This window comes from Staphylococcus sp. FSL W8-0056 (assembly GCF_037963075.1).
GTDB lineage: Bacteria > Bacillota > Bacilli > Staphylococcales > Staphylococcaceae > Staphylococcus > Staphylococcus aureus.
Genome location: NZ_CP150142.1, coordinates 1,135,694 through 1,148,134, shown reverse-complemented (window position 1 = coordinate 1,148,134; position 12,441 = coordinate 1,135,694). Strand labels below are relative to the sequence as shown.

Below are 12,441 nucleotides of genomic sequence, written 5' to 3'. Positions count from 1 at the left end.
TTTGTTTCTTTGATAAATTGAGGAGCACCGATTGACATCACATCAGTCGGTGCTCCTTTTATTTATTCTTTTTAATTAATTTATACAATGCCTGTTGAGCGTGTTGATTCGCTTCTTTGTTTTGTTCTCTCGGTATCCATTTAACAAATAATAAATCAAAATCTTTTTCAAATATTTCTATTTGATCAAAATAAGGTTTGAAATTTGCGTTTTTCACATAACCAGCTTCAATGCTATCTGCAATTAGCTTTGAGTCTGTATATAATAGTGCGTTTTGAACATTTAATTCACGTGCATGTTCTAGTGCATAAATACATGCAGCCCATTCTGCAGTGTGGTTATCCATTTCGCCTAACTCATGTGTATATGTATAATGCTGCTTATCTTCTTTGATTACAATGGCACATGTACTTATGCCTGGATTTCCTTTCGTCGCAGCATCAAAATTTATTTTCGCCATAATAAACCTACTTTCTATTCAATACTTAGTTAAAGTTACTATTACTGTAATACAAAATATGTTGGGTAATCCATTAAAAAACACGCATCACTTAAATAAGTAACACGTGTTTAAAATACTCGCTGATTCAAAGATGATTTTCTAATACGTAGTACTGTAATATACTTCCTAAAAAAATCATCTTCAGGCTGGGACATAAATCAATGTTCTATGCTCTACGAAGTTATATTGGCAGTAGTTGACTGAACGAAAATGCGCTTGTAACAAGCTTTTTTCAATTCTAGTCAGGGGCCCCAACACAGAAGCTGACGAAAAGTCAGCTTACAATAATGTGCAAGTTGGGGAGGGGCCCCAACACAGAGAATTTCGAAAAGAAATTCTACAGGCAATGCGAGTTGGGGTGTGGGCCCCAACACAGAAGCTGACGAAAAGTCAGCTTACAATAATGTGCAAGTTGGGGATGGACCCCAACAAAGAGAAATTGTATTCCCAATTTCTACAGACAATGCAAGTTGGGGTGGGACGACGAAATAAATTTTGCGAAAATATCATTTCTGTCCCACTCCCTTAAAACTTATTCTTTTGTGTAGTAAGTGCGTTAATAGCCTTGATCTAACTTATCAATCTTACCTTTACGATAAAATGATTTAGCAATATATCCAAATGGTACATTGAAAACTGTTGAAGCTAATTTTAATACGTAAGTTGTAATAAATATTTCAAATACAACTGTACCAGGTAAACTTCCGATAAAAGCGATAGCTACAAATAAAGCTGTATCAATTATTGAGCTTAAAAATGTACTACCATATGCACGGATGAAAAACGTTTTATCAGAACTAAATACTTTTTTAATTAGTGAAAAGATAAATACATCAATATGTTGACCAATAATATATGCGACAATTGAGCCTAAAGCAATACGTGGCACAACATCAAAGATTGCGTGTAATGCTTTTTGTGCCATATCTTCTGGTGCAGGAATAAAATGTAATGACAATTGCATAACAATAATCATAATTAATGTTGATGAAAAGCCTAACCAAACTGCTCTTTTTGCAACTCTACGCCCATAAATATCATTTAAAATATCTGTTGCTAAATAAATAGAAGCAAACATGACATTACCTAAAGTTGCTGAAATACCAAAGATTTCTACAGTTTTAATCACTTGTATGTTGGCAATGATTGTGCCAATTGCAACCCATGCAATTAAACCTTGTTTACCAAAAAAGCGATACATAAGTACCATAAGTACGAACGTTGCAATAAACGTAACTAGTCCTAAAATTTCATTATACATATTAAAATGTCCTCCTAAATTTTGATCATGCGGGTGTTTAGAAACCGCTCAATAAATAACTTACTCATTTTACTGAAAAATCGTTTGCGATGCAATAGCATTTGAATATAAATACATTTTACGTATAGAATTGTAAAAGGTTTCATTCAAATCTTAGGGTCAAAAATGTTATAATATTTTTATGTCAAATTTAAAACAGTAACACTTATTTACAAGGTTGCAATATTTTGAAGTAATAAAGGAAGTGTCGCGTATTTTAACTTTTTCAGAGCAAAATGCACTCGCGAAAATAGATGATTTAATGAATACTTATTGCAATCAATGTCCAATCAAAACTCGTCTGCGTAAATTAGAGGGGAAAACGAAGGCGCATCATTTTTGTATCAATGAGTGTTCAATAGGGAAAGAAATAAAACAATTAGGAAATGAACTTCAATAGGAGGAAGTCAAATGAAAATTATATCTATATCAGAAACACCGAACCACAACACAATGAAGATTACACTTAGTGAAAGCAGAGAAGGTATGACATCAGATACGTATACTAAAGTTGATGATTCACAGCCAGCATTTATTAATGACATCTTAAAGGTTGAAGGCGTTAAATCAATTTTCCATGTTATGGACTTTATTTCAGTAGATAAAGAAAATGACGCAAATTGGGAAACAGTATTGCCAAAAGTAGAGGCTGTATTCGAATAAATTTTTCATCAACTAGTATTCGTGGGGAATAAAGTATATGGAAATTTTACGTATAGAGCCAACACCAAGTCCAAATACAATGAAAGTTGTTTTGTCATATACAAGAGAAGACAAGTTATCTAATACTTATAAAAAAGTAGAAGAAACACAACCAAGATTTATAAATCAGTTGTTATCTATAGATGGTATCACTTCCATTTTTCATGTCATGAACTTCTTAGCTGTTGATAAGGCACCAAAAGCTGATTGGGAAGTCATATTACCTGATATTAAAGCTGCTTTTTCTGATGCGAATAAGGTTTTAGAATCTGTAAATGAACCTCAAATTGACAATTATTTTGGTGAAATTAAAGCTGAATTATTAACTTTTAAGGGTATACCGTATCAAATTAAGCTAACTTCTGCTGACCAAGAATTAAGAGAACAATTACCACAAACATATGTTGATCATATGACTCAAGCGCAAACAGCACATGACAATATTGTTTTTATGCGTAAATGGCTAGATTTAGGAAATCGCTATGGAAATATTGAAGAAGTAATGGATGGTGTCCTAGAAGAAGTGCTAGCTACCTATCCAGAATCACAGTTACCCGTATTGGTAAAACATGCTTTAGAAGAAAATCACGCAACTAATAATTATCATTTCTATCGACATGTCTCTTTGGATGAATATCATGCAACTGATAATTGGAAGACTCGATTACGAATGTTAAACCATTTTCCAAAGCCGACTTTTGAAGATATACCGCTACTTGATTTAGCTTTATCTGATGAAAAAGTACCGGTTAGACGTCAAGCGATTGTATTATTAGGTATGATTGAAAGTAAAGAAATTTTACCGTATTTATATAAGGGGCTTCGTGATAAAAGTCCTGCTGTAAGAAGAACAGCAGGGGATTGCATAAGCGATTTAGGGTATCCAGAGGCACTACCAGAAATGGTGCTACTATTAGATGATCCACAGAAAATCGTTAGGTGGCGTGCTGCTATGTTTATCTTTGATGAAGGTAATGCAGAGCAGCTTCCCGCACTAAAAGCCCATATTAATGACAATGCGTTTGAAGTTAAATTACAAATTGAAATGGCCATATCTCGTATTGAAAACGGAGATGAGGCACTTGGTTCAGTATGGAAACAAATGGCAAACAGAACAATTTAATTGGAGGAATTAAATATGAATGCATATGATGCTTATATGAAAGAAATTGCGCAACAAATGCGTGGCGAATTAACTCAAAATGGTTTTACAAGTTTAGAAACGAGCGAAGCAGTATCGGAGTATATGAACCAAGTAAATGCTGATGACACTACTTTTGTAGTTATTAACTCTACATGCGGCTGTGCAGCTGGATTAGCAAGACCAGCTGCAGTAGCAGTTGCAACACAAAATGAACATAGACCTACAAATACAGTTACAGTTTTTGCTGGGCAAGATAAAGAAGCAACTGCTACAATGCGAGAATTCATTCAGCAAGCACCATCTAGTCCTTCGTATGCTTTATTCAAAGGTCAAGATTTAGTTTATTTTATGCCTAGAGAATTTATCGAAGGTAGAGATATTAATGACATTGCAATGGACTTAAAGGATGCCTTTGACGAAAATTGTAAATAGTACACATAAATAAATATAAAGGTTAACACATTTTATAATATTAAAAATGGTGTCTGTCATTGAAAATAGAGAATATAGTTGTATTCTATTTGTTAAATAAAGTCCGTTTTTACCAACTATATTTTCTAGAAATTTAACTGTTTTAATAGGACATCAAACATAATATTCAAATCATGTGTTAACCTCTTTTTTAAAATTTTTTAGCATTAAAGTTATAGATTTGGGTAAACAATTACCAATTGGAAACATATATCACGTTACGATGTGGTAGGTACTTAATCAGCATTTTATAAATAAAGTAACGGAATTCATGATATTAATATCATATTCCTAAAATGAGTGATAACAAAATGCTACATAAAATTAAGTTATATCAAACTAAATATACATACTATAAATAATGAAAATGAGGTGTTATCGCATATGTTGAATTCATTTGATGCAGCATATCACAGTCTTTGTGAAGAGGTTTTAGAAATAGGAAATACACGAAATGATCGCACAAATACAGGTACGATTTCGAAATTTGGTCATCAACTTCGCTTTGACTTATCTAAAGGATTTCCACTATTAACGACAAAGAAAGTTTCTTTTAAATTAGTAGCAACCGAATTATTATGGTTCATTAAAGGAGATACAAACATCCAATACTTATTAAAATATAATAATAATATTTGGAACGAATGGGCTTTTGAAAATTATATAAAATCAGACGAGTATAACGGTCCAGATATGACAGATTTCGGGCATCGTGCATTGAGTGATCCTGAATTTAACGAACAATATAAAGAACAAATGAAACAATTTAAGCAACGTATTCTTGAAGATGATACTTTTGCGAAGCAATTCGGTGATTTAGGAAATGTTTATGGTAAACAATGGCGAGATTGGGTTGATAAAGATGGTAATCATTTTGATCAACTTAAAACAGTAATTGAACAAATTAAGCATAATCCAGATTCAAGACGACACATCGTATCTGCATGGAATCCAACAGAAATTGATACAATGGCACTTCCGCCTTGTCATACCATGTTCCAGTTTTATGTCCAAGATGGTAAGTTAAGTTGCCAGTTATACCAACGTAGCGCAGATATCTTTTTAGGTGTGCCATTTAATATCGCAAGCTACGCTTTATTGACACACCTTATTGCCAAAGAATGTGGACTTGAAGTAGGAGAATTTGTGCATACATTTGGAGATGCACATATTTATTCAAATCATATTGATGCGATTCAAACACAATTAGCACGTGAAAGCTTCAATCCTCCAACATTAAAAATTAACAGTGACAAGTCTATTTTCGACATAAATTATGAAGATTTGGAAATTGTTGACTATGAATCACATCCAGCAATAAAAGCTCCAATAGCAGTGTAGTCATTGCATAGTTAGCTAACCATATAGACATCAAAATGACATCATAGTATTTTCAAGTGCAAAAAAGTACTTTTTTGTGTTAAACGTTTTCATAAATTATGCAAAATCATTATTTCTATCACACTTTATGATAAAAATTGTGTTAAATTAAAGATAACTTAGTAATAAAAAATGAAATGATAGAAGAAGGAGGATAATTATGACTTTATCCATTCTAGTTGCACATGACTTGCAACGAGTAATTGGTTTTGAAAATCAATTACCTTGGCACCTACCAAATGATTTGAAACATGTTAAAAAATTATCAACAGGTCATACTTTAGTAATGGGTCGTAAGACATTTGAATCGATTGGTAAACCACTACCGAATCGTCGAAATGTTGTACTTACTTCAGATACAAGTTTCAACGTAGAGGGCGTTGATGTAATTCACTCTATTGAAGATATTTACCAACTACCGGGCCATGTTTTCATATTTGGAGGGCAAACATTATTTGAAGAAATGATTGATAAAGTGGACGACATGTATATTACTGTTATTGAAGGTAAATTCCGTGGTGATACGTTCTTTCCACCTTATACATTTGAAGACTGGGAAGTTGCCTCTTCAGTTGAAGGTAAACTAGATGAGAAAAATACAATTCCACATACCTTTCTACATTTAATTCGTAAAAAATAAGGGGGAAAACGACCATGACAAAACAGATTATAGTAACAGACTCAACATCCGATTTATCTAAAGAATACTTAGAAGCAAACAACATTCATGTAATTCCTTTAAGTTTAACTATTGAAGGAGCTTCATACGTTGACCAAGTAGATATTACATCAGAAGAATTTATTAATCATATTGAAAATGATGAAGATGTAAAGACAAGTCAGCCAGCCATAGGTGAATTTATATCTGCTTATGAAGAACTAGGAAAAGATGGCTCTGAAATCATAAGTATTCATCTTTCTTCAGGATTAAGTGGTACATATAACACTGCTTACCAAGCAAGTCAAATGGTAGATGCTAATGTAACTGTTATTGATTCAAAATCTATTTCTTTTGGTTTAGGGTATCAAATACAACACCTAGTAGAGCTTGTAAAAGAAGGTGTCTCAACTTCTGAAATAGTTAAAAAGTTAAATCATTTAAGAGAAAACATTAAATTATTTGTAGTTATAGGGCAATTGAATCAATTAATTAAAGGTGGCAGAATTAGTAAAACAAAAGGTTTGATTGGTAATCTTATGAAAATTAAACCAATTGGTACACTTGATGATGGTCGCTTAGAGCTTGTGCACAATGCGAGAACTCAAAATTCTAGTATCCAATACTTGAAAAAGGAAATTGCTGAATTTATAGGAGATCATGAAATCAAATCCATTGGTGTCGCACATGCTAACGTCATTGAATATGTTGATAAATTGAAGAAAGTTTTTAACGAAGCTTTTCATGTGAATAATTACGATATAAATGTAACTACACCAGTTATTTCTGCACATACTGGTCAAGGTGCGATTGGCCTCGTAGTCCTTAAGAAGTAAATTTAATCTTTTCAGTGTTAATTACTTCCATTTCAATCCTTTATAGACTAAATTTATAATTAGATAGATAGAGGAGGTAATTCATATGACAAAAGAATATGCAACATTAGCAGGAGGATGTTTCTGGTGCATGGTTAAACCATTTACATCATATCCAGGCATCAAGTCAGTCGTATCTGGTTATAGTGGCGGTCATGTTGATAACCCTACTTATGAACAGGTATGTACGAATAAAACCGGCCATGTCGAAGCAGTACAAATTACGTTTGATCCAGAGGTTACTTCCTTTGAAAATATATTAGACATATATTTCAAAACATTTGACCCAACTGATGATCAAGGGCAATTTTTCGATAGAGGCGAAAGCTATCAACCAGTCATTTTCTATCATGATGAGCATCAGAAAAAGGCTGCTGAGTTTAAAAAGCAACAATTAAATGAACAAGGTATTTTCAAGAAACCAGTGATTACACCTATTAAACCATATAAAAATTTCTATCCAGCTGAAGACTACCATCAAGATTATTATAAAAAGAACCCGGTACATTATTACCAATATCAACGTGGTTCAGGTAGAAAAGCGTTTATAGAATCACATTGGGGGAATCAAAATGCTTAAAAAAGATAAAAGTGAACTAACAGACATAGAATATATTGTTACACAAGAAAATGGCACTGAACCACCATTTATGAATGAATATTGGAATCATTTTGCTAAAGGGATTTATGTAGATAAGATTTCTGGTAAACCTTTATTTACATCTGAAGAAAAGTTTCATTCTGAATGTGGATGGCCTAGCTTTTCTAAAGCGCTTGATGACGATGAAATTATAGAATTAGTCGACAAATCATTTGGTATGGTAAGAACTGAAGTGCGTTCAGAAGAATCAAATAGTCATTTAGGACACGTCTTTAATGATGGACCTAAAGAAAGTGGCGGCTTAAGATACTGTATCAATTCCGCTGCAATTCAATTTATTCCATATGAAAAATTAGAAGAATTGGGTTATGGCGATTTAATATCACATTTTGATAAGTAGGAGTGGAAAGTATGTTTAAAAAATTATTCGGAAAAGGCAAAGAAGTTCAGAAAGATATCGCAATTTATGCACCATTAACTGGAGAATACGTGAAAATTGAAGATATTCCAGATCCTGTATTCGCACAAAAAATGATGGGCGAAGGTTTTGGTATTAATCCAACTGAAGGAGAAGTTGTGTCTCCAATTGCAGGACGTGTTGACAATGTCTTTCCAACTAAGCATGCGATTGGGTTAAAAGCAGATAACGGATTAGAATTATTAGTTCATATCGGTTTAGACACAGTTCAATTAGACGGTGAAGGATTTGAAGTGTTAGTGTCTAGTGGTGACGAAGTTAACGTCGGAGATCCATTAGTAAGATTCAACCTTGAATTTATTAATAATAACGCTAAATCTGTTATTTCACCAATTATAATTACTAACACTGATCAAGCAGCTTCAATTAATATTTATGATGAAAATGCTGTGATTAAAGGTGAAACAAAAGTGATTGATGTGACAATGAACTAATGAAAAACTATTCGTTTTATCAATTTGTCATGACAGTTCGTGGTCGACACGACGATAAAGGTCGTCTAGCAGAAGAGATATTTGACGATCTTGCTTTCCCAAAACACGATGATGATTTTAACATACTGTCTGATTATATTGAGACACATGGTGATTTCACATTGCCAATGTCTGTATTTGATGATTTATATGAAGAATATACGGAATGGCTAAAATTTTAATATAATTTTTAAAAATAATAGTTAGAACCAGGGTGATGCAATTCGTTATCCTGGTTTTAATTTAAAATAAACTAAGTTGTGACTAAAAATTAATCAATTATAGTGAAATATGGTGCGCTATCTTGCATAAATTGATATGATTAACTACACAGAATTTAAAAGTACATAATACATAATAAGGAAGTGATACAATGGATGATAAGCAACACACATCTTCATCCGATGATGAACGCGCTGAAATTGCAACAAGCAATCAAGACCAAGAAACTAATTCATCGAAACGCGTTCACTTAAAACGTTGGCAATTCATATCAATATTAATTGGCACAACCCTAATAACAGCTGTCATCACAGTTGTTGCATATATTTTTATAAATCAAAAAATAAGTGGTTTAAACAAAACTGATCAAGCAAACTTAAATAAAATTGAAAATGTGTATAAAATCTTAAATAGTGATTATTACAAAAAACAGGACTCTGACAAGTTAAGTAAAGCTGCAATTGATGGTATGGTCAAAGAATTAAAAGATCCTTATTCTGAATATTTAACAAAAGAACAAACGAAATCCTTTAATGAAGGTGTTTCAGGTGATTTTGTAGGTATTGGTGCAGAAATGCAAAAGAAAAATGATCAAATTATGGTTACTAGCCCTATGAAGGGTTCTCCAGCAGAACGTGCTGGCATCCGTCCTAAAGATGTCATTACTAAAGTAAATGGAAAATCAATTAAAGGAAAAGCATTAGACGAAGTTGTCAAAGACGTTCGTGGTAAAGAAAACACTGAAGTAACTTTAACTGTTCAACGAGGCAGTGAAGAAAAAGACGTTAAGATTAAACGTGAAAAAATTCATGTTAAAAGTGTTGAGTATAAGAAAAAAGGTAAGGTTGGAGTTATTACTATTAATAAATTCCAGAATGATACATCAGGTGAATTGAAAGATGCAGTTCTTAAAGCTCACAAAGATGGTTTGAAAAAGATTGTTTTAGATTTAAGAAATAATCCTGGTGGACTACTAGATGAAGCTGTTAAAATGGCAAATATTTTTATCGATAAAGGAAAAACTGTTGTTAAACTAGAAAAAGGTAAAGATACTGAAGCAATTCAAACTTCTAATGACTCGTTAAAAGAAGCGAAAGACATGGATATATCCATCTTAGTGAATGAAGGTTCAGCTAGTGCTTCTGAAGTGTTTACTGGTGCGCTAAAGGACTATAATAAAGCTAAAGTTTATGGGTCAAAAACATTCGGCAAAGGTGTCGTACAAACTACAAGAGAGTTTAAGGATGGTTCATTGTTAAAATATACTGAAATGAAATGGTTAACGCCAGATGGTCATTATATTCACGGTAAGGGCATTAAACCAGACGTTACTATTGACACACCTAAATATCAATCTTTAAATGTCATTCCTAATACGAAAACATTTAAAGTTGGAGACGATGATAAAAATATTAAAACTATTAAAATTGGTTTATCAGCTTTAGGTTATAAAGTTGATAATGAATCAACGCAATTTGATCAAGCTTTAGAAAATCAAGTTAAAGCTTTCCAACAAGCGAATAAACTCGAGGTAACTGGTGAATTTAATAAAGAAACGAATAATAAATTTACTGAGTTATTAGTTGAAAAAGCTAATAAACATGATGATGTTCTCGATAAGTTGATTAATATTTTAAAATAAGCGATACACACTACTAAAATTGTATTATTATTATGTTAATGACACGCTTCCTAAATTTGCAAAGATAGCAATTTAGGAGGCGTGTTTATTTTTATTGACGTCTAACCCTAAAAGATATAAATTAGACATTTACAAATGATGTAAATAACGCAATTTCTATCATCGCTGTTAACAATTCATGCTTTAATATACTATGAGCATATACTTTTTAAATAGTATTATTCACTAGTTTTAACAATCGATTAATTGGTATATGATACTTTTATTGGTTATTTTCATCCCATAGTGTGATAATTACTATTTTTCATTCATAATAAAGGTTTAAAGCATGTTAATAGTGTGTAAGATTAACATGTACTGAAAAACATGTTTAACATAACGATATAAGGAGTGACGTACATGATCCGTCTAGGTAAAATGTCAGATTTAGATCAAATCTTAAATCTAGTAGAAGAAGCAAAAGAATTAATGAAAGAACACGACAACGAGCAATGGGACGATCAGTACCCACTTTTAGAACATTTTGAAGAAGATATTGCTAAAGATTATTTGTACGTATTAGAGGAAAATGACAAAATTTATGGCTTTATTGTTGTCGACCAAGACCAAGCAGAATGGTATGATGACATTGACTGGCCAGTAAATAGAGAAGGCGCCTTTGTTATTCATCGATTAACTGGTTCGAAAGAATATAAAGGAGCTGCTACAGAATTATTCAATTATGTTATTGATGTAGTTAAAGCACGTGGTGCAGAAGTTATTTTAACGGACACCTTTGCGTTAAACAAACCTGCACAAGGTTTATTTGCGAAATATGGATTTCATAAGGTCGGTGAACAATTAATGGAATATCCGCCATATGATAAAGGTGAACCATTTTATGCATATTATAAAAATTTAAAAGAATAGAGGTAATATTAATGACGAAAATCGCATTTACCGGAGGGGGAACAGTTGGACACGTATCAGTAAATTTAAGTTTAATTCCAACTGCATTATCACAAGGTTATGAAGCGCTTTATATTGGTTCTAAAAATGGTATTGAAAGAGAAATGATTGAATCACAACTACCAGAAATTAAGTATTATCCTATTTCGAGTGGTAAATTAAGAAGATATATTTCTTTAGAAAATGCCAAAGACGTATTTAAAGTATTGAAAGGTATTCTTGATGCTCGTAAAGTTTTGAAAAAAGAAAAACCTGATCTATTATTTTCAAAAGGTGGATTTGTATCTGTGCCTGTTGTTATTGCAGCCAAATCATTAAATATACCAACTATTATTCATGAATCTGACTTAACACCAGGATTAGCGAATAAGATAGCACTTAAATTTGCCAAGAAAATATATACAACATTTGAAGAAACGCTAAACTACTTACCTAAAGAGAAAGCTGATTTTATTGGAGCAACAATTCGAGAAGATTTAAAAAATGGTAATGCACATAATGGTTATCAATTAACAGGCTTTAATGAAAATAAAAAAGTTTTACTTGTTATGGGTGGAAGCTTAGGAAGTAAAAAATTAAATAGCATTATTCGCGAAAACTTAGATGCATTATTACAACAATATCAAGTGATACATTTAACTGGTAAAGGATTAAAAGATGCTCAAGTTAAAAAATCAGGATATATACAATATGAATTTGTTAAAGAGGATTTAACAGATTTATTAGCAATTACGGATACAGTAATAAGTAGAGCTGGATCAAATGCGATTTATGAGTTCTTAACATTACGTATACCAATGTTATTAGTACCATTAGGTTTAGATCAATCCCGAGGCGACCAAATTGACAATGCAAATCATTTTGCTGATAAAGGTTATGCTAAAACGATTGATGAAGAACAATTAACAGCACAAATTTTATTACAAGAACTAAATGAAATGGAACAGGAAAGAACTCGAATTATCAATAATATGAAATCGTATGAACAAAGTTATACGAAAGAAGCTTTATTTGATAAGATGATTAAAGACGCATTGAATTAATG

At 32.1% G+C, this 12,441-nt stretch carries 16 protein-coding genes; 14 read left to right on the top strand and 2 right to left on the bottom strand.

The window, feature by feature from the left end:
* Positions 1 to 58: 58 nt before the first annotated feature.
* Entirely contained in the window at positions 59 to 460 is a 402-nt protein-coding gene (locus NSS86_RS05805; protein WP_001062946.1) for a ribonuclease HI family protein, read from the bottom strand.
* 598 nt (positions 461 to 1,058) lie between these two features.
* Positions 1,059 to 1,763 carry a queuosine precursor transporter gene (locus NSS86_RS05800; RefSeq protein WP_000282171.1) on the bottom strand — a complete coding sequence of 235 codons (705 nt, stop codon included), beginning with the start codon at positions 1,761 to 1,763 and terminating at the stop codon, positions 1,059 to 1,061.
* 244 nt (positions 1,764 to 2,007) lie between these two features.
* Between NSS86_RS05800 and NSS86_RS05795 the strand changes: the two genes are divergently transcribed.
* The 14 genes from NSS86_RS05795 (at position 2,008) to NSS86_RS05730 (ending at position 12,439) form a co-directional block, all read left to right on the top strand.
* The gene (locus NSS86_RS05795; protein WP_001795441.1) at positions 2,008 to 2,202 is read left to right on the top strand and encodes a zinc-finger domain-containing protein; all 195 of its coding nucleotides are present in this window, start codon (positions 2,008 to 2,010) and stop codon (positions 2,200 to 2,202) included.
* An 11-nt stretch (positions 2,203 to 2,213) separates the two neighbouring features.
* Positions 2,214 to 2,465, top strand: a complete 252-nt coding sequence (locus tag NSS86_RS05790) for a NifU N-terminal domain-containing protein (RefSeq protein ID WP_000691942.1) — start codon at positions 2,214 to 2,216, stop codon at positions 2,463 to 2,465.
* A 37-nt stretch (positions 2,466 to 2,502) separates the two neighbouring features.
* Complete coding sequence (locus NSS86_RS05785; protein WP_000404655.1) at positions 2,503 to 3,627, top strand: virulence factor; 1,125 nt, start codon at positions 2,503 to 2,505, stop codon at positions 3,625 to 3,627.
* Between the two features lie 15 nt (positions 3,628 to 3,642).
* Entirely contained in the window at positions 3,643 to 4,080 is a 438-nt protein-coding gene (gene brxA, locus NSS86_RS05780) for a bacilliredoxin BrxA (RefSeq protein ID WP_000995287.1), read from the top strand.
* 423 nt (positions 4,081 to 4,503) lie between these two features.
* Positions 4,504 to 5,460 carry a thymidylate synthase gene (locus NSS86_RS05775; RefSeq protein WP_000934894.1) on the top strand — a complete coding sequence of 319 codons (957 nt, stop codon included), beginning with the start codon at positions 4,504 to 4,506 and terminating at the stop codon, positions 5,458 to 5,460.
* Positions 5,461 to 5,659: 199 nt separating this feature from the next.
* Positions 5,660 to 6,139 carry a dihydrofolate reductase gene (locus NSS86_RS05770; protein WP_000175746.1) on the top strand — a complete coding sequence of 160 codons (480 nt, stop codon included), beginning with the start codon at positions 5,660 to 5,662 and terminating at the stop codon, positions 6,137 to 6,139.
* A gap of 14 nt (positions 6,140 to 6,153) precedes the next feature.
* On the top strand, positions 6,154 to 6,993 hold the full coding sequence (gene fakB2 / locus NSS86_RS05765) for a fatty acid kinase binding subunit FakB2 (RefSeq protein WP_000166059.1): 840 nt from the start codon (positions 6,154 to 6,156) through the stop codon (positions 6,991 to 6,993).
* Positions 6,994 to 7,078: 85 nt separating this feature from the next.
* Positions 7,079 to 7,612, top strand: a complete 534-nt coding sequence (gene msrA, locus NSS86_RS05760; protein WP_000159900.1) for a peptide-methionine (S)-S-oxide reductase MsrA — start codon at positions 7,079 to 7,081, stop codon at positions 7,610 to 7,612.
* Positions 7,605 to 8,033, top strand: coding sequence for a peptide-methionine (R)-S-oxide reductase MsrB (gene msrB / locus NSS86_RS05755; protein ID WP_000913317.1), 429 nt, complete (start codon positions 7,605 to 7,607; stop codon positions 8,031 to 8,033). Before msrA ends, msrB begins: the two co-directional genes overlap by 8 nt.
* An 11-nt stretch (positions 8,034 to 8,044) precedes the next feature.
* Positions 8,045 to 8,545, top strand: coding sequence for a PTS glucose transporter subunit IIA (locus NSS86_RS05750; protein WP_000473653.1), 501 nt, complete (start codon positions 8,045 to 8,047; stop codon positions 8,543 to 8,545).
* Complete coding sequence (locus NSS86_RS05745; RefSeq protein ID WP_000801007.1) at positions 8,545 to 8,766, top strand: YozE family protein; 222 nt, start codon at positions 8,545 to 8,547, stop codon at positions 8,764 to 8,766. The genes NSS86_RS05750 and NSS86_RS05745 overlap by 1 nt, the downstream gene beginning before the upstream one ends.
* A gap of 191 nt (positions 8,767 to 8,957) precedes the next feature.
* The gene (locus NSS86_RS05740; RefSeq protein WP_000342132.1) at positions 8,958 to 10,448 is read left to right on the top strand and encodes a S41 family peptidase; all 1,491 of its coding nucleotides are present in this window, start codon (positions 8,958 to 8,960) and stop codon (positions 10,446 to 10,448) included.
* Positions 10,449 to 10,847: 399 nt separating this feature from the next.
* A complete protein-coding gene (locus NSS86_RS05735) occupies positions 10,848 to 11,357 on the top strand; it encodes a GNAT family N-acetyltransferase (RefSeq protein ID WP_000620196.1) in 510 nt (169 codons plus the stop codon).
* A gap of 11 nt (positions 11,358 to 11,368) precedes the next feature.
* Positions 11,369 to 12,439 (top strand): undecaprenyldiphospho-muramoylpentapeptide beta-N-acetylglucosaminyltransferase, encoded by a 1,071-nt coding sequence (locus NSS86_RS05730; RefSeq protein ID WP_000160906.1) that lies wholly within the window; start codon positions 11,369 to 11,371, stop codon positions 12,437 to 12,439.
* Positions 12,440 to 12,441 lie beyond the last annotated feature (2 nt).

Excerpts from the sequence above, each read along its gene's own strand:
- NSS86_RS05785 (WP_000404655.1), top strand. The coding sequence starts at position 2,503 with ATGGAAATTTTACGTATAGAGCCAACACCAAGTCCAAATACAATGAAA.
- NSS86_RS05805 (WP_001062946.1), bottom strand. The coding sequence starts at position 460 with ATGGCGAAAATAAATTTTGATGCTGCGACGAAAGGAAATCCAGGCATA.
- fakB2 (WP_000166059.1), top strand. The coding sequence starts at position 6,154 with ATGACAAAACAGATTATAGTAACAGACTCAACATCCGATTTATCTAAA.
- NSS86_RS05770 (WP_000175746.1), top strand. The coding sequence starts at position 5,660 with ATGACTTTATCCATTCTAGTTGCACATGACTTGCAACGAGTAATTGGT.
- msrA (WP_000159900.1), top strand. The coding sequence starts at position 7,079 with ATGACAAAAGAATATGCAACATTAGCAGGAGGATGTTTCTGGTGCATG.
- NSS86_RS05730 (WP_000160906.1), top strand. The coding sequence starts at position 11,369 with ATGACGAAAATCGCATTTACCGGAGGGGGAACAGTTGGACACGTATCA.
- NSS86_RS05775 (WP_000934894.1), top strand. The coding sequence starts at position 4,504 with ATGTTGAATTCATTTGATGCAGCATATCACAGTCTTTGTGAAGAGGTT.
- brxA (WP_000995287.1), top strand. The coding sequence starts at position 3,643 with ATGAATGCATATGATGCTTATATGAAAGAAATTGCGCAACAAATGCGT.
- NSS86_RS05800 (WP_000282171.1), bottom strand. The coding sequence starts at position 1,763 with ATGTATAATGAAATTTTAGGACTAGTTACGTTTATTGCAACGTTCGTA.
- NSS86_RS05745 (WP_000801007.1), top strand. The coding sequence starts at position 8,545 with ATGAAAAACTATTCGTTTTATCAATTTGTCATGACAGTTCGTGGTCGA.
- NSS86_RS05735 (WP_000620196.1), top strand. The coding sequence starts at position 10,848 with ATGATCCGTCTAGGTAAAATGTCAGATTTAGATCAAATCTTAAATCTA.
- NSS86_RS05740 (WP_000342132.1), top strand. The coding sequence starts at position 8,958 with ATGGATGATAAGCAACACACATCTTCATCCGATGATGAACGCGCTGAA.
- msrB (WP_000913317.1), top strand. The coding sequence starts at position 7,605 with ATGCTTAAAAAAGATAAAAGTGAACTAACAGACATAGAATATATTGTT.
- NSS86_RS05790 (WP_000691942.1), top strand. The coding sequence starts at position 2,214 with ATGAAAATTATATCTATATCAGAAACACCGAACCACAACACAATGAAG.
- NSS86_RS05750 (WP_000473653.1), top strand. The coding sequence starts at position 8,045 with ATGTTTAAAAAATTATTCGGAAAAGGCAAAGAAGTTCAGAAAGATATC.